This window comes from Salinigranum rubrum (genome assembly GCF_002906575.1).
GTDB lineage: Archaea > Halobacteriota > Halobacteria > Halobacteriales > Haloferacaceae > Salinigranum > Salinigranum rubrum.
In genome coordinates this window covers 3,539,500-3,566,403 of record NZ_CP026309.1, presented here as the reverse complement: position 1 = coordinate 3,566,403, position 26,904 = coordinate 3,539,500, and the positions used below count along the sequence as shown (strand labels likewise).

The 26,904-nt window shown below is 69.1% G+C and carries 25 protein-coding genes and 1 pseudogene; 13 read left to right on the top strand and 13 right to left on the bottom strand.

What is annotated here, in order from left to right; all coding sequences use genetic code 11:
• Window positions 1–45: 45 nt before the first annotated feature.
• The 3 genes from C2R22_RS17460 to C2R22_RS17450 all read right to left on the bottom strand — a co-directional run bounded on the left by C2R22_RS17460 (window position 46) and on the right by C2R22_RS17450 (window position 3,086).
• Window positions 46–870, bottom strand: a complete 825-nt coding sequence (locus C2R22_RS17460) for an MBL fold metallo-hydrolase (RefSeq protein WP_103426897.1) — start codon at window positions 868–870, stop codon at window positions 46–48.
• Between the two features lie 63 nt (window positions 871–933).
• Window positions 934–1,626, bottom strand: a complete 693-nt coding sequence (locus tag C2R22_RS17455; RefSeq protein ID WP_103426896.1) for a hypothetical protein — start codon at window positions 1,624–1,626, stop codon at window positions 934–936.
• 83 nt (window positions 1,627–1,709) lie between these two features.
• The gene (locus C2R22_RS17450; protein WP_103426895.1) at window positions 1,710–3,086 is read right to left on the bottom strand and encodes an ATP-binding protein; all 1,377 of its coding nucleotides are present in this window, start codon (window positions 3,084–3,086) and stop codon (window positions 1,710–1,712) included.
• A 373-nt stretch (window positions 3,087–3,459) separates the two neighbouring features.
• Here C2R22_RS17450 and nasA point away from each other — a divergent pair, with 373 nt between their 5' ends.
• Window positions 3,460–5,592, top strand: a complete 2,133-nt coding sequence (gene nasA, locus C2R22_RS17445; RefSeq protein ID WP_103427733.1) for an assimilatory nitrate reductase NasA — start codon at window positions 3,460–3,462, stop codon at window positions 5,590–5,592.
• A gap of 2 nt (window positions 5,593–5,594) precedes the next feature.
• The gene (gene mobA, locus C2R22_RS17440; protein ID WP_245902805.1) at window positions 5,595–6,299 is read left to right on the top strand and encodes a molybdenum cofactor guanylyltransferase; all 705 of its coding nucleotides are present in this window, start codon (window positions 5,595–5,597) and stop codon (window positions 6,297–6,299) included.
• Window positions 6,300–6,461: 162 nt separating this feature from the next.
• Here the strand turns inward: mobA and C2R22_RS17435 are convergent, their stop codons facing one another.
• Entirely contained in the window at window positions 6,462–7,061 is a 600-nt protein-coding gene (locus tag C2R22_RS17435; RefSeq protein ID WP_103426894.1) for a hypothetical protein, read from the bottom strand.
• A 127-nt stretch (window positions 7,062–7,188) separates the two neighbouring features.
• On the opposite strand from C2R22_RS17435, the gene C2R22_RS17430 reads away from it, so the two are divergent.
• The gene (locus C2R22_RS17430; protein ID WP_103426893.1) at window positions 7,189–8,322 is read left to right on the top strand and encodes a thiolase family protein; all 1,134 of its coding nucleotides are present in this window, start codon (window positions 7,189–7,191) and stop codon (window positions 8,320–8,322) included.
• Between the two features lie 146 nt (window positions 8,323–8,468).
• On the opposite strand, the gene C2R22_RS17425 is transcribed toward C2R22_RS17430, so the two are convergent.
• A complete protein-coding gene (locus C2R22_RS17425; RefSeq protein WP_103426892.1) occupies window positions 8,469–9,884 on the bottom strand; it encodes a DUF389 domain-containing protein in 1,416 nt (471 codons plus the stop codon).
• Between the two features lie 166 nt (window positions 9,885–10,050).
• Between C2R22_RS17425 and C2R22_RS17420 the strand changes: the two genes are divergently transcribed.
• On the top strand, window positions 10,051–10,659 hold the full coding sequence (locus C2R22_RS17420; RefSeq protein ID WP_103426891.1) for a PGF-CTERM sorting domain-containing protein: 609 nt from the start codon (window positions 10,051–10,053) through the stop codon (window positions 10,657–10,659).
• Between the two features lie 48 nt (window positions 10,660–10,707).
• On the opposite strand, the gene C2R22_RS17415 is transcribed toward C2R22_RS17420, so the two are convergent.
• Entirely contained in the window at window positions 10,708–12,396 is a 1,689-nt protein-coding gene (locus C2R22_RS17415) for an aldehyde ferredoxin oxidoreductase family protein (RefSeq protein ID WP_103426890.1), read from the bottom strand.
• Between the two features lie 104 nt (window positions 12,397–12,500).
• Between C2R22_RS17415 and C2R22_RS25670 the strand changes: the two genes are divergently transcribed.
• On the top strand, window positions 12,501–12,677 hold the full coding sequence (locus tag C2R22_RS25670) for a hypothetical protein (protein ID WP_173862810.1): 177 nt from the start codon (window positions 12,501–12,503) through the stop codon (window positions 12,675–12,677).
• 366 nt (window positions 12,678–13,043) lie between these two features.
• Here C2R22_RS25670 and C2R22_RS17410 read toward each other — a convergent pair whose 3' ends face one another.
• On the bottom strand, window positions 13,044–14,912 hold the full coding sequence (locus C2R22_RS17410; RefSeq protein ID WP_103426889.1) for a cation:proton antiporter domain-containing protein: 1,869 nt from the start codon (window positions 14,910–14,912) through the stop codon (window positions 13,044–13,046).
• Window positions 14,913–15,041: 129 nt separating this feature from the next.
• On the opposite strand from C2R22_RS17410, the gene C2R22_RS17405 reads away from it, so the two are divergent.
• Complete coding sequence (locus tag C2R22_RS17405) at window positions 15,042–15,464, top strand: universal stress protein (protein WP_103426888.1); 423 nt, start codon at window positions 15,042–15,044, stop codon at window positions 15,462–15,464.
• Window positions 15,465–15,515: 51 nt separating this feature from the next.
• On the opposite strand, the gene C2R22_RS17400 is transcribed toward C2R22_RS17405, so the two are convergent.
• Entirely contained in the window at window positions 15,516–16,418 is a 903-nt protein-coding gene (locus tag C2R22_RS17400; RefSeq protein WP_103426887.1) for an MBL fold metallo-hydrolase, read from the bottom strand.
• A 112-nt stretch (window positions 16,419–16,530) separates the two neighbouring features.
• On the opposite strand from C2R22_RS17400, the gene C2R22_RS17395 reads away from it, so the two are divergent.
• The 4 genes and pseudogenes from C2R22_RS17395 to C2R22_RS17380 all read left to right on the top strand — a co-directional run bounded on the left by C2R22_RS17395 (window position 16,531) and on the right by C2R22_RS17380 (window position 19,200).
• The gene (locus tag C2R22_RS17395) at window positions 16,531–16,722 is read left to right on the top strand and encodes a hypothetical protein (RefSeq protein ID WP_103426886.1); all 192 of its coding nucleotides are present in this window, start codon (window positions 16,531–16,533) and stop codon (window positions 16,720–16,722) included.
• Window positions 16,723–16,784: 62 nt separating this feature from the next.
• Window positions 16,785–18,158: a serine--tRNA ligase gene (gene serS, locus C2R22_RS17390; RefSeq protein WP_103426885.1), complete on the top strand. Its 1,374-nt coding sequence runs from the start codon at window positions 16,785–16,787 to the stop codon at window positions 18,156–18,158.
• A gap of 64 nt (window positions 18,159–18,222) precedes the next feature.
• A complete protein-coding gene (locus tag C2R22_RS25935) occupies window positions 18,223–18,654 on the top strand; it encodes an SHOCT domain-containing protein (protein ID WP_103426884.1) in 432 nt (143 codons plus the stop codon).
• A 49-nt stretch (window positions 18,655–18,703) separates the two neighbouring features.
• A pseudogene (locus C2R22_RS17380) lies at window positions 18,704–19,200 on the top strand (DUF367 family protein).
• Between the two features lie 19 nt (window positions 19,201–19,219).
• Here C2R22_RS17380 and C2R22_RS17375 read toward each other — a convergent pair.
• Entirely contained in the window at window positions 19,220–19,594 is a 375-nt protein-coding gene (locus tag C2R22_RS17375) for a DUF5518 domain-containing protein (RefSeq protein WP_103426883.1), read from the bottom strand.
• Between the two features lie 299 nt (window positions 19,595–19,893).
• On the opposite strand from C2R22_RS17375, the gene C2R22_RS17370 reads away from it, so the two are divergent.
• On the top strand, window positions 19,894–20,406 hold the full coding sequence (locus tag C2R22_RS17370; RefSeq protein ID WP_103426882.1) for a peptidylprolyl isomerase: 513 nt from the start codon (window positions 19,894–19,896) through the stop codon (window positions 20,404–20,406).
• Window positions 20,407–20,419: 13 nt separating this feature from the next.
• Here the strand turns inward: C2R22_RS17370 and C2R22_RS17365 are convergent, their stop codons facing one another.
• Window positions 20,420–20,827: a hypothetical protein gene (locus C2R22_RS17365; protein WP_103426881.1), complete on the bottom strand. Its 408-nt coding sequence runs from the start codon at window positions 20,825–20,827 to the stop codon at window positions 20,420–20,422.
• A 25-nt stretch (window positions 20,828–20,852) separates the two neighbouring features.
• Window positions 20,853–21,140: a hypothetical protein gene (locus C2R22_RS17360; protein ID WP_103426880.1), complete on the bottom strand. Its 288-nt coding sequence runs from the start codon at window positions 21,138–21,140 to the stop codon at window positions 20,853–20,855.
• Between the two features lie 275 nt (window positions 21,141–21,415).
• Here C2R22_RS17360 and C2R22_RS17355 point away from each other — a divergent pair, with 275 nt between their 5' ends.
• Complete coding sequence (locus C2R22_RS17355; RefSeq protein WP_103426879.1) at window positions 21,416–21,895, top strand: nucleoside deaminase; 480 nt, start codon at window positions 21,416–21,418, stop codon at window positions 21,893–21,895.
• A gap of 3 nt (window positions 21,896–21,898) precedes the next feature.
• Here C2R22_RS17355 and C2R22_RS17350 read toward each other — a convergent pair whose 3' ends face one another.
• Together C2R22_RS17350 and C2R22_RS17345 are read right to left on the bottom strand one after the other, a co-directional pair.
• Window positions 21,899–23,326: a hypothetical protein gene (locus tag C2R22_RS17350; RefSeq protein WP_103426878.1), complete on the bottom strand. Its 1,428-nt coding sequence runs from the start codon at window positions 23,324–23,326 to the stop codon at window positions 21,899–21,901.
• A gap of 70 nt (window positions 23,327–23,396) precedes the next feature.
• Window positions 23,397–24,914, bottom strand: coding sequence for a hypothetical protein (locus tag C2R22_RS17345; RefSeq protein ID WP_103426877.1), 1,518 nt, complete (start codon window positions 24,912–24,914; stop codon window positions 23,397–23,399).
• A gap of 119 nt (window positions 24,915–25,033) precedes the next feature.
• Between C2R22_RS17345 and C2R22_RS17340 the strand changes: the two genes are divergently transcribed.
• Window positions 25,034–26,902 carry a sensor histidine kinase gene (locus C2R22_RS17340; protein WP_162562554.1) on the top strand — a complete coding sequence of 623 codons (1,869 nt, stop codon included), beginning with the start codon at window positions 25,034–25,036 and terminating at the stop codon, window positions 26,900–26,902.
• Window positions 26,903–26,904: the final 2 nt, after the last annotated feature.

Sequence of the window (26,904 nt, the reverse complement as noted above, 5' to 3'; positions counted from 1 at the left end):
GCGGCGCGGACGCGTAACCCTTCGGACGTCGTCGACCCCCGCCACTCAGAGGTCGTACTGCTCGCCGTCGACCGCCAGCGGTTCCTCGAACGCCTCGTCGGCGGGGTAGAAGTGGGCGGTGTGGACGAGTCGCGTCTCTCGGGCGCCGAGTTCGCGTGCGAGGTCGAGCGCCCCCTCGCGGGTCATGTGCTTCGACCCGAACGTTCGCGGAACGCCCGCTTCGTTCTCGTGCTTCCCGCCGAGCGGGTGGTACTCACAGAGCGAGGCGGGGACGATGGCGTCGGCGAGGAGGAGGTCCGGGTCCGACAGCACCGTGCGGGACTCGTCGGGGACGCCGTAGCTCGTATCGCCCGTCAGCGACAGTTTGGCCCCGGTCTCGGGGTCCTCGACGGCGAGGCCGTAACAGACCAGCGGCGGGTGGTCGACGGGAACGAGCGTACACTCGAACCCGCACGCCGAGAACCGCTCGAAGGGAGCGTGGTCTTCGACGGTGATGCGGTCGAGGTAGTCGTACTTCCGTCTGATGGTGTCGGCGACCGACTCTCCCGTGACAGGGTCGACCTCGCTCGCCGCGTGGACGGGCAGGTCGTCGAAGACGCGGTAGGCGTTTCCGAGGCCGTCGAGGTGGTCGAAGTGGATGTGTGTGACCACGGCCTCGTCGGGCAGAGAGACGTCGTGGGTGAGAAACTGCTGGCGGAAGTCGGGGCTGAGGTCGACGAGGAGACACTCCCCCGTTCGGGTGTTCTCGACGTGGACCGAAAAGCGCGAGCGCTCGACCCCCAGTTCGCGGGCGCGAGCGCAGGTGTCGCAGTCGCAGCCGACGGTGGGAGTGCCGGTCGTGTCGCCGGTGCCGAGGAGGGTGACCCGCATCTGTTCGGGAGCAAGAGGCGACGATGCTTAAGCGTGGGCGAAGCGTCACCGCGGGCGCCGGTCTCACTGTTGGCGCTGCTCGAACGCTCTCACCCACACCGGGACCGTCGTCTCGTACTCGCGGCCCGCGAGCGAGACGGTGGTCTCGACCCACCGTGGGGCCGCAGCCACGAGGTCCTCGAAGGGAACGTCGGTCGCCGAGACGCGGTTTCCCTGTCGGTCGTAGGTGATCGTCCGCGCGACCGTGACGGTGGGCACCCCTCCGCGCGACGTGATGCCCACGGACGCGTCGAGTTCCGCGTGCCCGAGTCTGTCGGCGGTCGTCTCCGCCACCGTACTGGCCGCGACGCTCGCACACCGCACGCGACCCCAGCGCTCGAACGGCACGGTGTCGTACACCGGTTCACGCTCGGGTGCGGAGCCGTTCTCGACCGCCTCGTGGTTCGTGTGGCGGTACGCGGAGACGTACTCCACCGCGTTCTCCTCGGGGAGGTAGGTGTACTCCTCGCCGTCGACGTACGCCTCCCGCGTCGAAATCGGCTCGCCCCGTGGACGGGTGGGTTCGGGCATCGTCGGTCCGGACGGCTGTCGCGTCGTGGTGGTCGGGTCCGACTTCGCTGTCGTCGCGGTCGACGGCGTCGACTCCGCCGTCGCCGCGGCCGGCGGGTCGACGCTCGTGCCGCCGAGACACCCCGCGAGGGTCGCCACGGCGACGCCGACCGTGTGGAGGAGGGACCGTCGGCTGGTGGGGGACATACGTCGGACCAGCGCAGCGACTGGTAAATCTCTTCTTCGCGTAGAACGAGTCGACAGCCCCGACGCCGCGTCCCGGCGTCGGTTCAGTCGTGGCTGTGGGTGTGCCCGTGGTCGTGCCCACTCTCCGCTTCGGAGCCGCCGTCGCCGGCGATGAGCGTCTCCTGGTCGCCGTCGATCATGTCCATGTTCTTGAGGTTGTCGCGCTCCTCGAAGTCGGCGACCGCATCCAGAATGTCCTCCTGCGTGAGGCTCATGCGTTCTTCCGTCAGGGCTTCGAGGACGGCCTCGCGCAGGACGAGGCGGAGGTCGCTTCCGGTGAGCCCTTCGGTCTTCTCGGCGACGGCCTCGGGGTCGAACTCCGCGATGTCCATCCGTCGGGTGACGATGCGGAGGATGTCGGCGCGCATCTGGTAGTCGGGCTTGGGGAAGTTGACGATCTCGTCGAAGCGCCGCCACGCCGCCGAGTCCAGTTGGTCGGGGTGATTCGTCGCCCCGATGAGGAGCACGTCGTCCCTGATGAGCGATATCTCGTCGATACACTTCAGCAGGGTGTTGACGGCGCGCTTCAACGCGGCGTGTTCGTCCGATCTTCGAGTTTTGGCGACGGAGTCGAACTCGTCGATGAAGAGGATACACGGCGACAGGCGGCGGGCGACCTCGAACGTCTTGTCGACGTTCTTGGCCGTCTCGCCGAGGTACTGGCTCGTGATCATCGAGAGCTTCACCTCGACGAACGGGAGGCCGAGTTCGTGTGCGAGCGCCCGCGACACCGTGGTCTTTCCTGTCCCCGGCGGACCGACGAACAGCAGCTTCCCGATCTCGCGGAGGCCGATCTCGGCGAGGTAATCGCGGTGTTCGATGGCCTTGACGATCTTGTCGATCTCGCCCTCCTGATCGGCGGTGAGCACGAGGTCGTCGAGCGTCATCTCGATTTCCTCGGGCGCCCGCACGGAGACGAGGTCGAGCATCTCGGCGTCCTCCTCGTCGTCGAAGTACGAGTCGAGCAGGCTGTCGATCCAGACCCGGTCCGCCTGGATCGGCCGGTTCGACCGCCGCGCCTCCTCGTGGGTCACGTCGACGTCGACGTCGTCGCGGTCCTCCACCGCGGCCGCGATAGTGGGGTTCGTGGCGAACCGCTCGCGGTCGGCGCGCTTGACGAGCCACTCGAGCGCCATCTCCGGTTGCGTGAGGGTGATACGTCCCGCGAACTCCTCCTTCTGGGTGAACATGAGGTCCGAGACCGCCCCCCAGGGGTCGTCGACGCCCGTCGCCTGTCGCGCCGTCTCCTCGGTCGCCACCAGCGGCCGCTCGACGCCGCCGACCTCGTCCTCTTCGTCGGATTCAGCCCAGAAGACACGCCGATACCGCGGCGGGAGGTCGTTCGCGTCCAGTTGCCGGTTCTCGCTGTAAATGTGGGCAGTCAGAAGGAACTCAACCACGTCGAGGGCCCGGTCACTCATCCGTTCTTCGTTGCTACCACAGGCGCATAAGACCGTCGAAGCGCGTCCAGTCCGCGCGCCGGCACGCGTCCGTGAGCGACGACGGAGCGATACGGGCAGTCCGGCGGGTGGACGAACGAACAGTTATTGATCGAAAAATATGGCCCTTACGCGGCTTAATACCTTATATTCCACTGGGAATAGCTAATCTGTCCGGTAGTGTGTTCTACAATTTTACTTTCACAACGGTCAGAGTTATATCCTTCCGCATATCCACGTTTTGGCGAACACATGAATCGGAAGCACGTCGATATCGAAGACAGATGAACACGTTTCGGGCTCCGACCCGCGTGGGTGTTCTCGCCGGATGAGCGACCCCGTCCCGACGACGTGCATGCGGTGTGCCGTCGGCTGCGGGCACGTCCAGCAGGGTGTGGACGTCGGCTACGGACTCGACACGGTTCGTGGCGACCCGGCACACCCGGTGAACCGCGGACTCGCCTGTGGCCGCGGGGTCAGCGAGTCGGCCGACCCCGACGGGGAGTGGCTCACCCGCCCGCTCGTCCGCGAGGACGGCGAGTTGGTGAAGACGAACTGGACGGACGCGCTCTCGACGGTTCTCAAGCGCGTGGTCACCGAGGCGACCCGCGACCCCGACTCGGTCGCGGTGCTGGGGAGCGGACAGCAGACGAACGAGGCCGCCTACGCCCTCGGCAAGGTCGCTCGTGGTGCCATCGGCACTCGACACTACGACGCGAACACGACGCTGTGCATGGCGTCGGCCGTCACGGCGTACTACGACGCCTTCGGGAGCGACGCGCCCCCGCCGACGTACGACGACATCCCCGACGCCGACACTCACCTCGTCTGGGGTGCCAACCCGGCCGTCGCACACCCGGTCATGTTCCGGTGGGTCGCCGATTCGAGTGAGCGCGGAGAACTGATCGTCGTCGACCCCGTCCGCACGGAGACGGCCGACGTCGCGGACACGCACGTCCAGCCCCGTCCCGGCGGCGACTACGCGCTCGCCCGCGCCGTCCTCGCGCGGTGTGTCGAGACGGGACGCATCGACGAGGCGTTCGTCGACAGGCACACCGCGGGGTTCTCCGACCTCCTCGCCGACCTCCCGTCGGTCGCGGATGCGGCGGCCGACGCCGGCGTCCCGGTCGACGCCGTCGACGACCTCGCCGCGTCGCTGTCGAACCCGACGCTCCTCTACTGGGGAATGGGCATCAACCAGTCGGTGCGAGGGACGGCCACCGCGGGCGCGCTCGTCGACCTCTGTCTGGCGACGGGTAACCTCGGACCCGGCACCGGCCCGTTCTCGTTGACGGGGCAGGCCAACTCGATGGGTGCGCGCGTCTGCTCGTCGAAAGGGACCTGGCCCGGCCACCGTGACTTCGAAGCCCCCGACCACCGTCGGGCCGTCGCCGAGACCTGGGACGTTCCCCTCGAGACGCTCCCCGACGACGCCGGTCCCGGCCCCGTCGGTATCGTCGAGTCGGGCCCCGCGGTCGTGTGGACGGTCGCGACGAACCCCGTCGCCGGCCTCCCCGACGCCACCGCGGCGCGCGAGGCGCTCGACGAGGCGTTCGTCGTCGTGCAGGACGCGTTCCGCTCCGAGACCTGCGAGGTGGCCGACGTGGTGCTCCCGGCGGCGACGTGGGGAGAGTGCGAGGGAACGACGATGAACATGGAGCGGACGGTCTCGCGGGTCCGCGCCGCGACCGAGACGCCGCCGGGCGTCTGGACCGACCTGCGCATCATCGCGACGGTCGGCGAGTCGCTCGTTCCGGGGCTGTTCGGCTCGGTGGACCCCGCACCACGGGAGGTGTTCGACGAGTTCGTCTCGCTCACCGCGGGCACGCCCGCGGACTGCTCGGGCCTCTCCTACGACCGGTTCGACGCCGAGTACGCGGTCCGCTGGCCCGCTTCGTCCACGGATGACGTGGGCGGCTACCGCTACCTCGTCGACGCCGACGCCACCGACGACGGGGACGGGGAGGAGCGGTGGTCGTTCCCGACGCCCTCCGGGAACGCCCGTTTCTCCGCGCGGACGCCCACCGAACTGCCCGAACCGGTGGACGACGACTACTCGCTCGTGCTCACCACCGGCCGGGAGGCGGACGGGTACAACACCGGCGTCCGCTCCCGGTTCGACGACGACCTGGTTCGAGCGCGGGTCAACCCCGAGACGCTCGAAACGTACCGCGACGCGGTCGCCCCTTCGGACAGTGACGACCGTCGAACCACCCTGGTCTCGCGGCGCGGGCGCGTCCCCGCCCTCCTCGTCTCCGACGCCGCCGTGCCCGCGGGACTCGTCTGGCTTCCCATCCATCACCCGATGACGAACCACCTCACAATCGACGCGGTCGACCCCGACTCCGACGAACCGAACTACAAACAGTGTGCGGTCCGTCTCGCGGCGCCCTCTGCGCGCGAGTCGCACTCGGAACCGGCCGCCCGCGCCCACCCGGACGGCGTCGTCGACGGGGGACTGCCGGGCATCGAGCCGAGCGACGACTGACGATGTCGGCGATAAAGGCGGACACGGGACGGGCCGGCATCGTCCTCGCCGGCGGCCGGTCGACGCGCTTCGCGGACGGCGACAAGGCGCTCGCCCCACTCGGTGGACGGCCACTCCTCACCCGCGCCGTCGAGGCAGTCTCGCCCGTCGTCGACGAGGTCATCGTGAGCTGTCGGGCGGACCAGCGTCCCGCGTTCGAGTCCGCGCTCGCGGGAGAGAGCGTCTCGTTCGTCGTCGACCCCATCGACGGCCTCGGCCCGGTCGCCGGCCTCCGGACGGCGCTCCGCGAGACCGAGCGGCTCACAGCCGTCGTCACGGCGTGTGACCTCCCGCTCGTCCCGTCGGCGTTCCTCGGTCACCTGCTCGACCGGGTCGAGCAGTCGACGACCGCCGGCGTCGTCATCCGAACCGGGGGCCGGACGCAACCGTTCCCGACGGCGGTCAACGTCCGCGCCGCCGCCGCCGCGGCGACCGAGGCACTCGACACCGGCGGCAACCTCCGCGACGTCGTCGAGTCGCTCGCGCCGGTCGTCATCCCCGAGCGCCACGTCGCCGCCACCGTCGGCATCGAGCGACTTCTGGACGTCGACACGCGCGCCGACCTCGCCCGCGCCGAGGAGATTCTCGCTCGCGGTGCTCCCCGCGGCCCCGCGGACGAACTGCCGCCGGGAGACGGCGGGATGCGACCGAACAGCCGACGATCATGACCACCGACGCGCCGTCCGAATCGACCGGGACGCCCGACAACGACGCGTCCGACAGCGACGACCTCACCACGTCGCGAGTCGACCGGCGACGGCACGCTTCTGCCGACGTCGCGCCCGAACTGTTCTGCGGCCGAGACGCCCGCGACGAGACTCCGGGACCGCTTATTCCCCGCAGGCGACGGTTTCCCCATCTGCCGCGTCCCGCGGGTCGACGACCGCGAGTTCCGCCGTCCCGACCCGGAGCGCCCGGTCGCCGACGAAGTACGCGGCCGTCGCCACGTGCCGCTTCTGAAACCCGGTCGCCGTTCCGCTGCTCGTATGGACCTCGTTGCCGTACGTCAACTCGACGCGCGCACCGACGAGGAATCCCCGTTCCACCGACCGGACGTCGGTCGACTCGTCCGAATCGAGTCTGACGTACGAGATGGCCGGTTCGAGTATCCGGACGCGGTTCCGCTGGAGCGCCTCCTCGAATTCGAGCGCGAAATCGACAGCCAGCGCCGGCGAGTCGACGGCCCCGAGCGGCGGATACGGCGGGCCGAATTCGGTCGTCGGGAGGTCGGCGTCGACTGCACAGGACGGGACGGCCGTCGTGGACCGCGACTCCGTGGTCGCCGTCGCCGTGACCGCCGGATTCGTCGCTGTCGACGACGCCGTCGCCGGCTCCGACCCGTCGTTGTCGTCGCCGAGACACCCGGCGAGCGCGACGGCCCCGACCCCGGCGAGGAGTCGGCGTCGCGTCAGGATGGAGGGCAGGGGCATACGGGCGGCCTCACCGGCCGAAGGCAAGTGCCTTGTGACGGCACAGTCGCCGTCGTCGGCGTTCGATCAGGCGACGGTCGAGCGGTCGCCGCCCGGATTTATACGCGCCGACCGTCGACACTTCGGTATGTCAACGCCCGTCGTCGCGGCCGCCTACCGAACCCCGCAGGGAAAAGACGGTGGTGTCCTCTCGGAGGTCAGGAGCGAGGACCTCTCGACGACTCTCGTCGACCACCTCCTCGACGTCACCGGCTTGGACCCCGCCGTCGTCGACGACCTCATGTGGGGCTGTGCCCAGCAGCGCGGGGAACAGGACGCCAACGTCGCCCGCGTCGTCGCGCTTCTGTCGGAACTGGGCGAGGGGACGCCCGCGACGACCATCAACCGCTGGTGTGCGTCGTCGATGCAGGCGGTCATCTCCGCCGCGGACGCCGTCGCGGCGGGGAACCGCGACTGTGTCGTCGCCGGCGGCGTCGAGAGCATGTCGCGCGTCCCCCTCTCGTCGATGCCGTACGACGAACTCCACCCGCGGCTGGCGAGCGAGTACGACCTCGCCGACCTGGAGATGGGCGCGACGGCCGAGAAGGTCGCCGAGGTGTACGACGTCTCCCGGGAGGCGCAGGACGAGTACGCCCTCCGGTCGCAGCAGCGGGCCGCCGACGCGACCGACTCGGGCCGGTTCGACGACGAACTCGTCCCCGTCGAAGTCGGGGCGGGGACGGTCACTGCGGACGAGGGAATCCGGCGCGACACCTCGCTGGAGGGGCTCTCGAAGCTCCCGCCGGCCTTCAGCGGGGGGGGAACGGTGACGGCGGGGAACGCCTCGCAGATATCGGACGGCGCGGCGCTCGTTCTCGTCACGAGCGAGTCGTTCGCCGCCGACTACGGCCTCGACGTCCTCGCCCGGGTCGGGACGAACCACGTCGCCGGCGTCGACCCGACGGTGATGGGTATCGGGCCCGTCCCGGCGACGCGCGGGCTCCTAGAGCGGGCCGGCCGGGACATCGACGACTACGACCTCGTCGAACTGAACGAGGCGTTCGCCTCTCAAACCATCTACTGCCGCCGCGAACTCGGCATCGAGGCGGAGAGATTCAACGTCAACGGCGGCGCAATCGCCATCGGGCACCCGCTCGGTGCCTCCGGGGCTCGACTCCCGGTGACGCTCGTCCACGAGATGCGGAAGCGAGGGGCTTCGCGAGGGTTGGCGACGCTCTGTGTCGGCTTCGGACAGGGCGCGGCGGTGGAGTTCGCGCGGTAGCGGTATTTTGGCCGAGCTTTTGGAGCGACCGAGCGGAGCGAGGGAGCGGGTAAACGGTCGTCGTGGGAGGGCGCGGCGGTGGAGTTCGCGCGGGAGTGAGACTCGAGCGGGGCTCCCGACCACGTCGACGAGCCTGCGGTCGGTCCTCAGCAGGCTCCGGTGGACGGACAGACGGCCGCAGAGCCGAACGCTCGACCGAGTGCCGCGCGCAACTCGCGGAGCTCCTGCACGAGTCGGGTGAACAGTTCCGGCTGTGCGGCGGTCGTCGTCGGCGTCGACTGCTGGTAGTCGACGAACCGGACGCTCACCGTGACCGGCCGTCCCGTGTCCTCGGTGATTCGCGTCCGCAACCGCTCTGCGAGCGCCTCGTACTCCGCGTCGCTGGACGAGCGACTCACCGTGACCGTCACGGACTCGGCCCGCCCGAACAGGTTCCCGTCGCTGTAGCCCGTCTCGACGCTGATGAGTTCGAGCGAGGCGTACTGGTCGGAGCCGATGACCGACTCGACGTCCTCGTTGACCGCCCGCTCGAACGCGATGTGCTGGCTCGTCGCGGCGACGGTGACGACGACGAGCACGAGGAACACCACGAGTATGAGCGCGTACGCGCCGGTTCGAGCGGAGACGGACACGTTCTCGCGGAGGCTTCCGAGGATCGACGACCGGTAGCCGAGCGAGACGAGGCCGATGTACGCGGCGAGGTTGATGAAGACGATGTTCATCAAGAGGAGAACGACCGCGCCGGCGAGCATGAGCGGCTGCCCCCAGACGATGCTGATGCCGGCCGTCGCCGCGGCGGGGACGATGGCGGCGGCGACGGCGACGCCGGCGATGGACACCGGCAGGTCGGTCGCCAGCGCGAGCGCGCCGGCGAACCCGGCGGCGACAGCGATGATCAGCGTTAGCAGGTTCGGCGTGGCGAAGGCGGCGACCTGGTCGATCCGGCTGACGACGAGCGACGCCGGGACGAAGCCGGTTCGCTGGAGGGTGACGCCCATCAGCACCGCACCGCCCAGCGCGATGACGAGGCCGACCGCCTGTGACGTGAAGCTGTCGACGACCATCTCGCGGTCGCTGATGACCGCACCGACGCTCGCAGAGAGCGTCGAACCGGCGAACGGGGCGATCACCATCGCCCCGACGATGACGATTGCCGAGTTGAGCAGGAGGCCGCCGACGGCGACGATGGCGCTCAACGCGGCGAACGCGATATACGTCGCCGTCTCCGGCTTGAGGTCGCTCGCCCGCTCGCGTATCTCGGGGTGGGAGATGGCGGCACTCCCGCGCGGGCCTTCGACGTACCGCTCGGTCAACTCGTCGACGTTCGACACCGTCGTTCGATCGGCGTCCGTCACCACGGTGTAGGTCGACTCATCGAGCCCTGCGTCGTACAGGGTTTCGAGCACCGCGTCGACGGCCCCGGAGGGGACCGGAATCTGGGCGAGGACCCCCTCGTCGGGCCCGGCTTCGTCGACGAGGACGTGGTCGACGTCGCCCTCCGAGAGCGCCCCTCTGACGGCGGGGAGGTCGTCGTTCGGGACGTGGATCTGAATGAGTCGCATTCACGTTCGTGAGCGCCCCCACCGGGATTATTAGTCGGCTGTTACACCAATTAACGAGAGATTCACCGGCGTCTCCGGCCATCGAGCGTCGCCCACCGCCGACGTGTGGTCTCCTCTTTGGTGTGCAAGCAGCAGTTGCTTTGGACGGAGTCGCTACTCATCACGCATGCGCGACCGGTGCCGTGAGAGTCACGACGCAGTGTCGAACGAGTGGACGCGACGGGGCGTACTGGCGGCGACGGCCGCCGCCGGAGTCGGTGCGGCGACCGGCGTCGCGGGTGCCCAGAGCGAGGGGGCCGAGATCACGACCTCGCTCGTCGTCCCCGACGATACGTCGAAACTGGGCAACGACGACTTCACCGGGCTCTTACTCCAGGTGATCGACCAGGGGAAAACCGACGCGAGCGACACCGACGTCGCCAGCTGTGACTCGCTCGAAGCCGACCGGATCATCTCGTATCAGCTGGCACTCACGGACGAGCGGGACGACACCGAAGAGTCGGTCGAAGCGACGGGATTCGCCTCCCGCTCGAACGACAACGTCCGCCCCGACCAGGAGTTCATCGTGAGCAACCAGGAAGCGTGCGGCGACGGCTACCTCGACCTGAGCCTCGAAGAGGTGACCCGAAGCGGCATCGACGTCGGTACCGAGTCGACGTCCACGTCGACACCGACATCGACGTCCACGTCGATGCCAGGGTTCGGCGCCGCGACGGCCGTCGCCGGCGTCACCGTCGCGGCCGCAGGCGCCGTCTGGCGGTCGATTCGGTCCTGACGACTGCGGACCGAGGTGTTCGCTCCGCGGGCTCTACGCTATTCTCCCCTAATCGTCGGCCGGTGCGGCACCGCCGGACCCGGCGAGCCGTCCGTCCGGGACGGTTCCCTCCGCGGTCCACCCGCGGGCCGTGTAGTAGTCGTCGAGCGCCTCCTCGATGCCCGGGAGTTCGTAGGGGAGGGTGTCGGCGTCGCGGTCCAGTCCCCGCTGATTGTTGAAGTGACGTTCGAGGTCGACGATGCGCGAGCCGACGGCCATCAGGTCGTCGAACTCCTCGCCGAGCAGTTCCGCGAGGCGCTCGTCGGTGACGAACCCGCGCGAGAACTTGCAGACGACGCCCGAATCGAGGACCGCGTGGTGGTTCTCCCGGTCGATGAGTCGCTGGGGTTTCGCGTCGAGTCCCGAGGGGTCCATCGCCTGGTCCTTGTCGACCAGCGGGTATTCGAGCGCGTAGAAGGTGGCGTACATGTGGTCCGCGCCGCGGTTCGCGACGGCGAACGAGAGGCCCTGACCCTGAAGCGTCCGACCGTCGTGGCCGGGGAACTCCAGCCCCTTGACGCTCCAGTTCTCCACCCCGAGTTCCTCGTGACAGCGGGCGACGCCCTCGGCGAGGAGGTCGCCCACGCCCTCGCGGTGGGCGATCTTCTCCACGGTCTCGTGGACGAGTTCGACGTTGCCGAACTCGTCCTCGCTCGCGAGGTACGCCGCGACCGTGTCCCCGGCGGAGATGGTGTCCATCCCGAGTTGGTCGCAGAGTTCGTTCGACTGCATCACGTCGACGATGTCGTCGACCGCACAGTTCGACCCGAACGACATCACCGTCTCGAACTCCGGCCCTTCGGTCTCGACACCCCGTTCTTCGTCCTTCGTCGGGAGCTTGCACGCGAACGCACACGCCGAGCAGGTCCCCTTCTTGAACTTCTTCTCCTCCACTCTGTCGCCGTTGATCCCCTCGACGCCCTCGAACTGCAGTTCCGAGAAGTATCTCGTGGGGAGGGCGCTCACCTCGTTGCCGAGGTCCGTGACGGAGGTGGTGCCCTGTCGCTTCATGATGTGGTCGTCCGTGGCGGCCTCGCGGTGGACGTCCATCTGGATCGGCGGGATGTCGACCTCTTGGGTCGAGTCCCCGTCGAACGTGATGAGTTTCACGCCCTTCGCACCCAGCACGGCACCGAGGCCGCCGCGGCCGAACGCCCGAGACTCGGAGGTCATGATGGACGCGAAGCGGACCTCGTTCTCGCCCGCGGGGCCGATGTTGGCGACGTGTTCCGCTTCGAGACCCTGTGACTCCTCGACGTACTCGACCGTCTCGGAGGTCGTCGCGCCCGCGAGGTCGGGGACGGGTTCGAACTCCACGCCCTCGTCGGTGACGTGAAGCGCGAGGAGTTCGTCGCTCGCACCGCGGAGTTCGACGGCACCGTAGCCCGTCGCGGTGAAGTTCCGCGACATGAAGCCGCCGGCGTTCGACGAGAACAGCCCGTCCGTCAGCGGGGAGACCGCCGTCGCGTTCATCCGCCCGGTAAAGGACATCTGCGAGTGCTGCATCGGCCCCGTGGTGAAGTACAGTCGGTTCTCTTCACCCAGGGGGTCGGCGTCGAACGGAACGCGGTCGTGGGCGAGTTTCGTTCCGACGCCCCGCCCGCCGATGAACGACGCGAGCACGTCGGTGATATCCGCCTCGCTCGTCGTTCGGTCTGTGAGGTCGATCGAGAGGAGTGGGCCCTTGGCGTGGCGCATGGTTTCAGTTGTCGGGAGCGGGCGATAAAGGTGGCGTCGTGCTTCCACCCTCCGTTCGTCGTGAACCGGTACGAATATGTCGGCAAGTGCACAATCAGGCGGGCATGAAGCGTCTCGTCGCCGTCGGAGTGGCGGCCGCCCTCGCGGGTGTCGGGATGGCGGCCGTCGAGGCCGGCCTCGTCGGCCAACCCGCGCTGGGCGACCCCGTCTGGCTCCTCCTCGGCGGGCTCGTCGTCGGCTACTGGGCCGTCTTCGTCCGCTGGGCCCGGTCGCAGTCGTAGTCGTTCTCCCGTGTTCTCTCGCCTCCGACCTCGGGGGTCAACGCCGACTTCGAACTCCCCCCGCACTGCTTGCTGCGAACGCGTTCGGAACAGTGCGGACAGCGACGTGTCGTGTGGTGAGACTCGCGGACCTCGAAGGCGTCGAGACGAGCGGAGAGCGCATCACCCGACGAGCGGAGATTCGACCGTGCCCCGTGCGGTCTACGTACCAGTCCTTCCCGGATGCACCGTTTCACTCACGGAACACGCTCGCTCGGTAGCTCACTCGTCCCGAACACGGTTCTCTCGGCCTTCGTCGACCCTCTGGCCCCGCCCGACGTGTGGCTTCCGCGAGAACTCGACTACTCGACTCGGTTTCGCTCGATATCAGTTCTCGGGGTGGACGAACGTCATCGCCTCGCGGACGTTCTCGCGTTCGCCGAGAATGGTGATACGGTCGCCGTACTCGACGGTGAAGTCGTCCACCGGGACGCGCGCGTCGTCGTTGCGGGCGACGAGCGCGATGAGCACGCCGTCGGGGAGTTCGTCGCTGATCTCCTCGATGGTCATCCCGATGAGTTCGTCGGCCGTGAGTTCCACCTCCTGGACGTCGCCGGAGCGGCCGATTTCGCCCATCCAGTTCATCATCGCGGGGCGCTCGATGTAGTTGTCGAGCGCCTGCGCCGTCGCGAGCGTCGTCGAGATGGTCCGCACCCCGAGTTCCTCGAACGCCTCGACGTTCGAGGGGTTGTTGACGCGCGCGAGGATTGTCTCGGGCGCGAACTTCGAGTTCGACAGCTGTGCGACGAGGAGGTTCACGTCGTCGTCGCCGGTGGCGGCGACGACCACCTTCGCCTTCTCCGCGCCCGCGGAGCGGAGGACGTCGGTGTCGGTGCCGTCGCCGAAGTGGACGGCGAAGCTCTCGTTGCGGGCGGTCTCGACGGTGTCTCGGTTGTTCTCGATCAGTACGACGTTCTCTCCGCGGTCTTCGAGGCGCTCGGCGAGCGTTCGGCCCACCTTACCGCCTCCGATGACGAGTACACGCATTGGAATCACGTCCAGGTATTCAGCGATCCGTCGGGCGAAGCCTCCCTCGAAGACGACGGTCATGAGGATGACGAGGAAGACGGTGCCGACGAGGAGGTCCGCGGCCTCGGTGAGCCCCTGCGCTCGGAGTTCGATGGCGAACAGCGTCGCCACCGACGCGGGGATGATGCCGCGCGGGCCGACGAAGCTCATGAACCACTTTTCGGGGGTCGTAAAGCGGTCGCCGATACACGAGGCGAACACGACGACCGGGCGGATGACGAGCGCGACGGCCACCACCACCCCGAGACCGGCAGCGCCGAGTTGAATGAGCGTCGAGAACTGCAAGAGCGCCGCGAGCGCGATGAAGACGAACGAGAGGACGATGAGGGTGATGTCGCCTTTGAACTCCGAGATGTCGTGCTCGTAGGGAACGTCGAGGTTGCCGAGGAGGACGCCCGCGGTGGCGACGGCGGCGATGCCGGCCTCCGTGACGATGGCGTCCGCGGCGCCGTACGCGACCAGCGCGCCCGCCAGCACGAGCAGTCGCGCGTTCTGCGGGGCGTTCCCCGGCGAGAGGTCGACGTACTGTAAGAGGTAGTAGACGACGGCGGCGACGATGACGCCGACGAGCATCCCGATTCCGAGTCGCTCGGCGAACAGGGTCACGAAGACGCCGGCGCCCGTCTCCTCGGCGATGAGCGCCTCGAAGATGACGACCGCGAGGATGGCGGCGGTGACGTCGTTGACGATACCCTCCGTCTCCAGCGCCGCCTCGACGCGGTCGCGCGCCGGGACGACTTCGAGGATCGGTGCGATGACGGTCGGCCCCGTCGCGACGAGGAGCGCGCCGATGAGGAAGGCGACGAGCCACGCCGCTCCGAGCAGGTAGTGGACGGCCGCCGCGGTTCCGACGAGCGCGATGGCGGCCCCGACGGTGACGAGTCGCACCGTCGCCGCCGGTGCCTCCCGGAGCTTCTCGATGCGGAGGTGGAACGCCCCCTCGAAGACGATGATGGCGACCGAGAGGCCGACGATGTCCGAGAGGCCGCTCCCGAACACGTCCGGGTTGACGACACCGAGCACCTCGGGGCCGAGCGTGATGCCGGCCGCGATGAGGAAGACGACGCTCGGGACTTGGAACCGGTCGGAGAGCACCTGCGAGATGACGCCGATACCGATGATGGCTGCGACGATGGGGATGAGGCTCACTCCGCCACCGGTTGCCATTCACTTCGCCTCCATGTACGGCGGTCCAAGCCCCCCTCGGACATAAAGCCATAGATTGTCCGTGGCAGGCGGTTCTCAGGTGCCGGGAGTCGCGAGGAAGTATAACTCGCTCGACATCCTCTCTCCGGTATGTACCGCACCGTTCTCATCCCGACCGACGGAAGCACCGGTGCAGGCCGTGGCGTGACCGCGGGCGTCGACATCGCGAAGCAGTACGGAGCGACGGTTCACGCGCTGTACGTCGTCGACGAACGCATCTACGGGCAGACGCCCGCGCTCTCCGACATGGAGTTGCGATTCGAACAACTGGAGGCCGAAGGTGAAGGCTACCTCGAAGAAATCGTCGCCCGCGCGACCGAGGCGGGACTCGACGTCGAGACGAGCGTCCAGCGCGGGATGCCACACGAGATCATCACCACCTATGCCGACGAGAACGACGTCGACCTCATCGTGATGGGTCGACACGGCGCCTCGGCGCACCCGGCCCCGCACATCGGCTCCTGCACCGACCGCGTCCTCCGGACGGCCCCCGTGCCCGTCCTCCCGGCGTGACCGGTCCGACGCACCGCACTCACGGCGCTCGGTTCGATCGGGTCGCTCCGGCTACGTCTCGCCGACGTAGTCGAGATAGCCCAGTACGCCCTTCGTGTTGAGGCGCTCCTCCGCACGGGCCTTTTCTGGCCCCCACACGTCGACCATGTCCGTGTGGTCCATGAAGTAGTCGATGACCGCCCCGTCGTCTGCGAGTTCGATGCGCTTCGAGCGGACGGCCTCGACCCACTCGACGAGGGTGCGTTTGTACTCGTCCATCACGCCCGCCTCGTACGCGCGTGCCCCGAAGTGGCCGTAACACAAGATGTCGGGGTCGAGCGCGGTGATGGTGTCCGCGTCGGCGAGACTCTTCTCGAGGTGAAATTGTGCGGGCGGCGACGTCGGTCGGACGTCGCCCGTCTCGGGGACGAAGATGCCCGCGGCGTCGGCCGTGAAGACGACGTCGTCGCCGTCGTCGTGGAGGAAACAGTGGTGGGGGGCGTGTCCCGGCGCGTGGTGGACGGTGAGCGCCCGGTCGCCCAGGTCGAGAACGTCCCCGTCGGTGAGGCCCTCGATACGCTCTTCGGGCACGGGGAGCGGTTCGTCGTAGTACTTCCACTGGTCCTCGACGGCCGCTTTCGTCCCCGCGACCAGGCGCGAGGGGTCGACGAGGTGCTCGACGCCGCGTTCGGGCGTCACGACCGTCGCCTCGGGGTACCGCTCGGCGAGGTAGCCCGCGCCGCCGGCGTGGTCCAGGTGGACGTGGGTCGCGACGATGTACTCGGGGTCGGCCCCGAGTTCGTCGAGCAGGTCGAAGACGTACTCGCGGTTCCGCCCGAGTCCGGTGTCGACGACGGCCGGGCGCTCCGCGTCGACGACGTACACCGTCCCGTACTCCGGGACGCCGTACGCGCCGACGTCGACGTAGTAGAGGTCGGTGCTGTCGGGGACTTCGAACCTGTCGCCGATGGCCATGGCCACAGGAGGGCGGCGGCGTGGCAAAAGGGTTCGGTCGCCGGCACGCCGCGTTACCGCCCCGGGCCGTGGACCGTCTCGACGGCCACCGACACCGATACGACCGCCGCCGATGAACAGGACGGGTGTGACCGCCTGCACCTACTGCGGCTGTGACGTCGAGATGCACGACCCAGTGGTCGTCTCGGAGGGCCTCGGTGACGACCGAGAGGTCGCCGGCCGGTTCTGCAACTACGGCTGTCTCGCAGCCCACATCGAGCGGGAGGGGCTGGCGACGGGTACGACCTGCCGGGTCGACCCGTGACGCCTCTCGCGGACGCCGGTCGAACGACACGGTTTTGCCGCCGCCGTCTGAACTCGAATCAAATGCTGAGCAGGCAGTACCTCCGCGAGCACCCCGACGAGGTTCGGGAGTCGCTCGAAGCGCGCGGGTACGACACCGACCTGGATCGACTCCTCGAACTCGACGACGAGTGGCGCAGCCTCAAGAGCGAGGGTGACGAACTCCGTCACGAGCGCAACGAGGTCTCGTCGAAGATCGGACAGTTGAAAGGAGAGGGGAAGCACGACGAGGCCGACGCGGCCATCGAGCGCTCGCAGGAACTCAAATCGCGAATCGGGGAGGTCGAAGCGCGCGCGGACGAACTCGAATCGGCGTTGGAGCAGCGACTGCTCGAACTCCCGAACGTCCCCCACGAGTCGGTTCCCGTCGGGGAGGACGAAGCGGACAACGTCGAGGTGGACCGGTGGGGCTTCGAAGACCTCCGTGATCTCCCGGGAGAGGTGGTTCCGCACTACGACCTCGGCGAGGACCTCGACATCATCGACGAGGCGCGCGGCGCGAAGACGACGGGCGCGGGCTTTTACTTCCTGAAGGGCGACGGTGCCCGACTCGAACACGCGCTCATCCAGTTCATGCTCGACGTCCACCGCGAGCAGGAGTACGTCGACGTCTTCCCGCCCATCCCGGTGAAGAGCCGGTCGATGCGCGGCACCGGCCAGCTTCCGAAGTTCAACGAGGACGCCTACCGCGTCGGCGGCGACGAGTTCGACGACTACACCGACGACGACCTCTGGCTCTGCCCGACGGCCGAGGTGCCGGTGACGAACATGTACGCCGACGACATCCTCCTCCGCGAGGACCTCCCGCTGAAGCACCAGGCGTACACGCCCAACTTCCGGCGCGAAGCGGGCGAACACGGCACCGAGACGAGGGGAATCGTCCGCGTCCACCAGTTCAACAAGGTCGAACTCGTCAACTTCGTCGAACCCGACGAGTCGTACGACCGCCTCGAAGCGCTCGTCGACGAGGCGAGCGAGGTGCTCGAACGGCTCGAACTCCCCTACAGAGTGCTTTCTCTCTGTACCGGCGACCTCACCTTCGCCTCGGCGAAGACGTACGACCTCGAAGTGTGGGCGCCCGGTACGGACGCCGACGACGGGCCCGAGATGGGGGGACGGTGGCTCGAAGTCTCCAGCGCCTCGAACTTCGAGGCGTTCCAGGCCCGCCGCGCCGGCATCCGGTACCGCCCCGAACACCACGAGTCGGCGGAGTACCTCCACACGCTCAACGCCTCCGGCACCGCCGTCGGGCGGGTGATGGTCGCCATCCTGGAGTACTACCAGAACGACGACGGCACCGTCACCGTTCCCGAGGCGCTCCGGCCGTACATGGGCGGACAGGAGGCCATCGAGGGACACGAGAAAGTCGGCGAGTCGGCGCTCGGTGCCGAGGACTGACACCCGTTCTCACCCGCCGGGAACCACCGCGGATGGGGTCGTGCTGGGCGTCGTACGTTCTCGTATGGCTCTTCGACGCACGCACGGTGCGCACCTCGCGGCCTGGGTCGTCACCGTTCTCCTCGTGGTTCCGCTGCTCGGCCTGTCACTCTGGGGTTCGTGGCGGCTGCTCTTCTGGGGCGTCGTCGCCGCGGCACCGCACGCCCACTACGGCCCCGCGGCCGGCACGACCGCTCCCGGTGCGATGCCTCCGGGCGTCGACGCGATGCTCGTCGGTGGGGCGGGTTCGAGCGCCGGCGTGTCCCTGACGATGCTCGTCGTCGTCGGCTTCCTCGTCCTCGTCTGCGTTCTGCTCGCGATGAGCGCCGTCGCAGCGCGGACGGATGACGCGCTGGCCACGCTCGAAGAGGCGTACGTCCGGGGCGAACTGGACGACGAGGAGTACACTCGGCGGCGTCGGACGCTCGTGGGCGAGCGTCCCGGCCGGACGTCCTGACCGCTTAGCACCCGAACGCGCTTTACCGGCGGCTCGTCTACCGACACCCGTGTCCGTCGACCTGCACGTCCGCTACGAGGGCGACGACGACCCAGACAAGTGCACGGCGCGAAAGCTCGCGCGGTTCGACCTCGCGACGCTCCACCGCTCCGACAGGGCGACGCCGTACGGCGTCGTGTTGAACCCCCACGCCGAGCAGGCGCTCTCGCCGGCGGACGCGACCGAGACGCTCGTCGCGCTCGACTGTTCCTGGGAGTCCGCGGGCGAGAAACACTTCTCGCTCCGCGGCGAACACCGCGCCCTGCCGTATCTCGTCGCGGCCAATCCGGTGAACTTCGGACGCCCGCTCCAGTTGACGACGGTCGAAGCGCTCGCCGCCGCCCTCTGTCTCTTCGGCGAGCGCGACCACGCGGAGCGAATCCTCTCGAAGTTCCGATGGGGGAGACGTTCCTCGAACTCAACGACGAACCGCTCCGCCGGTACGCCGACTGTGCGGACTCGACGGAGGTCGTCGCCGTTCAGGGAGAGTACCTCGACCGAGAGTGAGTCCGCGTGGCCCGTCTCCTCACGTCGTCTGGCGCTTGACCCACCCGCCGAGGGCGCCGGCGACCGCGCTGTCGGCTGCGAGCAGGAGGGTGATCGCCGCGAGCACGACGAAGGGGCCGAACCCACCGACCAGCGCCCCCAGCGGTCCCCCGGCGATGCCGCCGAGGAGGCTCCCGAAGAAGGCGACGACGACGGCGACGACCAGCCCCGCGAGCGACCCGGCGACCAGCCCGTGCCAGGCACCGCTCCCCGGTCCTCCACCCGCGAGATAGCCCGCGGCGAAGCCGCCGACGAGTCCGGCCCCGAGCTGTCCGACCCCCGGCACCGAGACGCCGGCCGTCCCGATGACGACGAGGAGGACGAAGCCGACTCCGACCGCACGCCAGTTCGTCATATACGCCCCGACGAGCGAGAGACGAATAACTGCGTTGGCATCGAATCAGGAGGTGCGAACAGGCGACACCGTCTCTTCCCGTGGACCCCGGTGTCGCACACCCGCGGTCGGTCCACGGTTCGTCGTCAGCGCATAGGTCGGTGAGGCCGCGGTATCGGACTTGAACTCTCGCCCCAGCGCCCGCCGACAGCAGGGTTTTCGTACGGTCGCCGTGAGTCAGTCCCGGCTGTCGCCACGGCGACGGCGACCGGGACATCGTTACAACAGGCCTTATCAGGCCACGCTCCGAGGTATCGGGTATGAGTGACCTGACAGCGACGCTGCACACGTCGAAGGGTGACATCACCGTCGAACTGTACGACGAACGGGCGCCGAACACCGTCGAGAACTTCGTCGGCCTCGCGACGGGCGAGAAGGAGTGGGAGGACCCGGAGACGGGTGAAACCCGGACGGACCCCCTGTACGACGACGTCATCTTCCACCGTATCATCGACGACTTCATGATCCAGGGCGGGGACCCGACCGGAACCGGACGAGGCGGCCCGGGCTACTCGTTCGACGACGAGTTCCACCCCGAGTTGCGACACGACGGCGCCGGGGTCCTCTCGATGGCCAACAGCGGCCCGAACACGAACGGTTCGCAGTTCTTCATCACGCTCGACGCCCAGCCGCACCTCGACGACCGCCACGCCGTCTTCGGAAAGGTGGTCGAGGGGATGGACGTCGTAGAGGAAATCGGCTCGGTCCCGACCGGACGGAACGACAAGCCGCGCGAGGACGTCGTGCTCGAATCGGTCGAAATCGAGCGCTGAGCCCCGCAGTCGGCTACGGACGGTCGGCGTCGGACCCGTCGCGGGGATCGGACGACTCCCAGTCGCCGGGTTCGACGAGGACCGGGTCGCCGTCGGTGCCGTGGCTCACGGCGATGCTGTGTCTCGTGTGACGGGCGTGGACCTCGGCCCACCGGTAGGCAGCCCGCGACGAGAGGCGCTCGACGCCGTCGGGGCAGTTTCGACACCGAGCGAGCCACGTCGCCGCGTCGTCGGGGAAGTGCCCCGTGTGCTGTTTGTGGTCGAGCGCGAACTGCTCGACCGCCTGGTTGCCGGCGGCGAGTTCGTCGAGTTCGTACGCGAGGTCCCACTCGCGACCGCATCGCGTACACGAGACCGTCGGGAGGTCGTCGACCGCGTCCACCGGGGCGTCGGCGTCGTCGGGGGCGGGGTGGTCGGACACGGTCGTGGTAGGGCCGCGAGCGCCTTCAACACTCCGCGTCGTCGCGCTCGGGTTCGTGGGTGTGGCCCAGAACGAACGCGGCGGCGTTCGAACAGAGCAGCGCGGCGAACCCCAGCGGGTGGTTCGCGGCGACACCCGTCGCGAGCAGCGGGAGGTACGTCAGCGGGAGGAGCACCGCGAACCAGAACGCGACAGCGCGAACTGTGCCCACGACCGGCTCGGCCAGCGTCGAACCGAGACGGCCGAAGGCGGCGGCACCGTCGACGACGGTACGGGTAACGTCCTGGAAGCGGGTACGGTCTGAGACGGACATGGTTGGGTTGGGGGACTCACCTCCCACTACGAGCGGGACCCACGTATAAGGGGAGAATCGTTGCCCTCAGTTCAGACCGTTTACGTCCTCGTTCGCGGTGGAACGATCGTTTCGAAACGTTTTACGAAGGACTGAGAGGACACGAGACTGTTTATCGAGTGATTAGAAGTGGTCTAAAGAACTCTTCGTAATCCCGGGCCGGCTGGACGGGACGCTCTGGGTCACGCCTCGGCGGCGGCCGAAACGGTCTCGGTCGTCGCCGTCGGACGGAGGGTATGAGCGAGGAGACGGAGACGAGCGACGAGGCGGACGAACGGTTCCTGCGGCGTGCGCTGGAACTCGCCCGGGAAGCCGCGGCGGACGGCAACACGCCGTTCGGTTCGCTGCTCGTCCGCGACGGGCACGTCGTCAAGGAGTCGACGAACACGACCGTGGCCGACGACGACATCACCGCCCACCCGGAACTGAAACTCGCCCGGTGGGCCGCGCGGGAACTCACGCCCCGGGAACGCCGGACGTCGACGATGTACACGAGCACCTACCCGTGCATGATGTGTTCGGGCGCGTTCGCCTACGCGGGGCTGGGACGACTCGTCTACAGCGTCGACGGCGCGACGGCGTCGGCGCTCGCGCCCGGCGGGAGGAACGAGAACCCACCCCGGACGGACCACCTCCGAGAGCGCGAGGGGGTGACGGTCGTCGGACCGCTGCTCGAAGACGAGGGGCGAGCGGTCCACCGCGAGTGCTGGGAATAGCACTCAGTCGTTCGGGGTCGGGGTCTCGGCCGGCGAGGTGGTCCCGTTCGGCGTCGTGGTCCCCGTCGCAGTCGTCTCCACGCTCGTCGCCGTCACGGTCTCTCCCCGCTCGTGCCACGCCGGCGGCGACACGGAGACCGACTCGTCGACGTGATACCGGAAGTTGAACTGGACGGTGACGGGCGGTTCGTCCGCGGCGGTGAGTTCGTACGAGACCGACAGCGACCGAACGAACCCCTCTTCGGTGACGTGGGCGCGGACGGCGTAGTCGTCGGCGTTCGGGTAGGTCGTGCCGGTGGCCTCGACGACCGCCGTCGGCCGCTCGGTGTGGATGAGCGTCCGTTCGAAGCTCGACTCGCTCGTCGAGAGGTACCACCGGATGTACCGGGACGCGCGCCAGCCCTGCTCGCCGGCCGGCGAGAGGTCGGTGAGCGCGTAGGTGGCGAGTCCCGCCCTGTTCGTCGCCGGTCGGTGGCGGACCGTCCCGTCGCCGTACGACGGCTGGGACGCGACGGGCGTGAAGCCGACCGGGACCCCGCGCCAGTCGACGTCCGCGACGAACGAGCGGCGCGAGGCGACGCGGACGGTCTCCGTCCCGCGAGCGGTGACCGTTCCGTTGACCGATTCGACGTACTCGAGTTCCCACCGGTACGAGCGGTTCCCGAGGAACGCCGCGTGGGCCGCGGCGAGCGCGTCGACGTCGGTGACGCCCTCGTTCGACACTCCCGGTGCGAACTCGGCGGGGAGCGAGGTGTTCGCCCCGAGCCACGAGTGGACAGTCCTCGCCGTGGCCGTCTCCGTCGTGGCCTCGTCGCCGGTCGACCCCGCTCCCGTTTCTATCGGCGTCGAGACCGAGACCGCCTCCGAGGCGTCCCACGCTATCGGGAGGGCTCCCGTCGTGGCTCCGGCCCCGGAGAACGCGACGACGGCCAGGAGCGCGAGGGTGCTCACGGCGACGAACCCGACCGTCGGCGCGCGACCGACGACGCGGGCGTCTGAGGAGTCGGCGGCGTCGGTGTCGACGCGCTCGTCGGGCGTCGGCGGATCGACCGCACTGACCGGCCGGCCGAACTGCTCCCGATACACGGCGTCGGCGGCGGTGCGGTCGAGCCCGTAGCGCGCGAGTCTGTCGAGGTCAGCCGTCGAGACGGCGCGCGCGTCGTAGCGCGCCGCCAGCCGAGCGGCCCGGGCAGGGTCGACGGCGACGACCCGGTCGACCCGGTTCCCCCGCTCCGACCGCCGTCGGTCGAGACGGGCGGCCAGCACCGACCACCGGGAGGCGACGAGGTACCGCTCGCCGTCGACGTGGACCACACACCCGTCGACTCGCGTCGTCGCCCCGCGTGCGGCGTACAGCGCCGCGACGAACCGAGCGCGGGCGCTCCGCGACCGGTCCCGAAGGAGCGCCGCGAGCGTCGGGCGGGACGTCATCGGCTCCCCTGACGACGGCCAGCCCGAAGAATCCACCCCCTGATTCGGCTCTGAACCGTCCCTCGCGGCGTCAGACCCCGGTCGCCGTCGCTTCAGTCGGCGGTGCCGTCGCGTTCTTCCCGCTCCCCGTTCCATCGAATTGCTCCGTCGCGGTCGGCACGCCCGTCCGGGTCCGCGTCTGTGTCGCGGTCGGTGTCTCGGTTCCCGGCGTCGACGCGTTCCCCGAAGACGGCCTCTCCGTGGGCGTCCCAACCGACGCCTCTCCGACGTACCACGCGGGCGGTTCGACCGTCGTCCCTCCGACGTTGCGGTACTGCATCGTCAGCCGGAGACAGGTCTCCCGCGTCTCGTCGCCGCGGAAGGCGACGTAACAGTACGACCCGGCGTAGTAGACGACGGTGCCGTCGGGCGCGACGTGGGCCGTCGCGGTGTAGTTCCGGACGGTGCTGGCGCTCGTCCCCCGGATGTCGACGACGTACAGTCGGGGGTCGCCGAGGATGGTCCGGACGACCGACGTCTCCTCGCCGTCGAGCAGGAGTGCGTAGTACTGGCTCGCGCGCTCTTCCTGGAGTCCGACCGGGCCTCGCTGTTCGATGGAACTCGAATCGATGCCGTCCGTCGCGGGTCGGTACAACCGCTCGCCGTCGGCGTACGACGAGCGGAAGGCGACGGGGCCGCGGGAGCTGAGGAAGCCGTCGGTCGTCACGCGCGAGGCGTACACCGTCGGGCGCTCGACGGTGACGAGTTCCGTCGCGCGCCCGCTCTCGTCGTCGTTCGCGTACTCGATGTAGGTGAGTTCCCAGGTGTACGAGCGGTTCGCCATCGCCCGCGCGTGCGCCTCGCCGAGCGCCTCCGAGTCGACGACGCCGTCGATGGCGAGCCCCGGTGCGAGTCGGCGTGCGTCGGGCGTCGGCGTCGACGTGTCGGGAGTCGGGCGAGGTTCGTCCGCGACGCCGGCCTCGTCCGGGGCCGCACCGGCCCCAGTCGCGTCGGATTCGACGTCACCGCCTCCGGCGAGGGTGCTGATTCCCGGACCCCCCACCGGCGACGCCACCGCCCCGAACGCCACGAGCGCGGCCACGACGAGCGCGGCGAGCACGGCCGATTCGGGCAGCCGAAGTCCCGACTCTCCCGTCCCGCGAGGGCGACCGTCCGACGCTCTGGGAGTCGGTGTGGAGGGCGCGCCGGCGGCCGCGTGGGCCGTGGGCGCCACGTCGCCCACGGCGCAGTCGAGGTGTTCGTGGAACAGTCGGTCGGCGACGGTCCGGTCGAGTCCGTACCGTGCGAGTCGGTCGAGGTCCGCCGGAGTCCACACGGGGACGCCGTACCGACCCGCGAGCGCGTCGGCCCGGGAGGGGTCGACGGCGACGACGACGTCGGGGGACGGCGAGCGAGGACGGACCCGTGCACGGAGGCGCGCCACGTGCCCGCTCTCGACGACGAGGTACCGGTCGCCGTCGACGACGACCCCGCCGGCATCGACCCGCGTGGTCGAACCGCGGGCGTCGTACAGCGCCGCGACGAACGCGGCGACGTCCCGGCGGGACCGCGTTCGAAGGAGCGCCGCCAGCGTCGGTCGGGTCGACATCGGTTCGGTGACCGTTGGCAGGGCCCGCGCAAGTATCCACCTGTCGACCGACCTCGTCGGTTCGCTCGTCCCTGTCTCGCCGGAGAAAACGTAATGCCGTCCTCGTCCGTATAGAGGCTGTGACAGTGCCGCTCGATCACGTGGGCGGCGTTCTCTCCCGCGTCGCCCTCTCCGCGTCGTCGCCACGGTTCGAGTGGTCGCTCTCCGTCGGGCTGATGCTCCTCGCCGTGGTTCTCGCCGTTGGCGTTGCCGTAGCCCTGTGGCATCGCCGCGACAGTCCGGGCTCGAAGACGCTGATCGTGCTGGCGCTCGGTGCGGGGCTGTGGTCGCTCTTCTACGCGCTGGAACTGAGCAGTCAGACCCTGGCAGGGACGCTCCTGTTCGGGCGGCTCTCGTACGTCGGTATCGTCGTCGTCCCGCCCGCCTGGTTCGTGTTCGCGCTCGTCTACACCGGCCGGAAGCGGTGGCTGGGGATGGGGCGACTCTGCCTCCTCGCCGTGCCTTCGCTGGTGACGATGGGCCTCGCCTGGACGACGCTCTCGACCGGGCTCATGTGGGCGAGCTACGAACTGGTTCCGGCAGCGGGGCTCTCGACGCCCGTGCTGTCGGTCGAGTACGGCCCGGCGTTCTGGCTGTGGGTGGCGTACTCGTATCTGTTGACCGGCACGGGAACGGTCCTACTCGTGCTGTCGGTGGCAGCAGCGCGGCTGTTCCGCGTCCAGACGGCCGCGCTCTTCGTCGCCGTCACGGCTCCTTGGCTAGGGAACCTCGCGTTCGTCGCGGGTATCGCCCCGCTCGACCTCACCCCCGTCGGGTTCGTCGTGAGCGCACTCGCCCTCGGCGGCGGCTTCCACCGGTACTCGCTGCTCGATATTCACCCCGTGACGGGCGGGGTGGCCCGGGCCGAACTCGTCGAACGCCTGCCCGACGCCGTCGTCGCCATCGACGCCAGAGAGCGGGTCGTCGACCTGAACCCGAGCGCGGAGGCGGTGCTCGACACGACGCTCGACGAGGCGACCGGCGCTCCGCTCGCGGCGGTCGCCCCGTCGCTCGCGTCACTCCTCTCCGGCGAGGAGCCGACGAGCGACTACGTCGTTCCCGAGACGGGACGCTCCTACGAGGTTCGCGTCTCGTCGCTGCGGACTGACTGGTCGACCGGACGGCTGGTGACGCTCCGTGACGTGACCGAACGCCGGCGCCGCGAGCGGGAGGTGGCCGTCCTCAACCGCGTCCTCCGTCACGACCTGCGAAACGACGTGGTCGTCATCGAGAACTACGTCACCCTGATCCGGCGCAACCCCGGCGACGAAGAGTACCTCGCCGGCCTCGCCCGGCGGGCGGCCGAGATGCGCGAACTCGTCGAGACGGTCCGGGAGGTCGAACGCCACCTCGACGCGGACGAGCCGACGCGGTCGACGCTCGACCTGGCGCGCCTCGTCCGCGAGCGGACGGCGGCGGTGGCACGCGAGCACCCGAACGCGACGGTCGAGACCGACCTGCCGGCCGACGCGTGGGTCCGCGCGCTCGACCTCATCGGGTCGGCCGTCGACAATCTCGTCGAGAACGCCGTCGAACACAACGACTCCGACGAGCCGTGGGTGTCCGTCTCCGTCGAACGGACCGTCGTCGACGGTGAACGGTACGTCGACCTGCGGGTGGCTGACGACGGGCCGCCCATTCCGGAGGCGGACCGCGCGGTGCTGGTCGGACGGGACCCGAGCCTCGACGACGCGAGCGGTCTCGGGCTGTGGCTCGTGAACTGGATCGTCACCGACTCCGGTGGGACCGTCGAGTACGAGCCGAACGGCCCGCGGGGGAACGTCGTCACGATCAGACTCGAAGCACCGGACGACGAGTGGTACGAGGCGACAGGGTCGACAGGCGTCTCCGACGCCGACTGGCACGAGCGGTCGACGGAATCGGAGTCGGAGTCACCGACCGATTCGAGCGGGTCACACCCGCACGGCTCGCTCTCCGTTCCGTCCTGAAC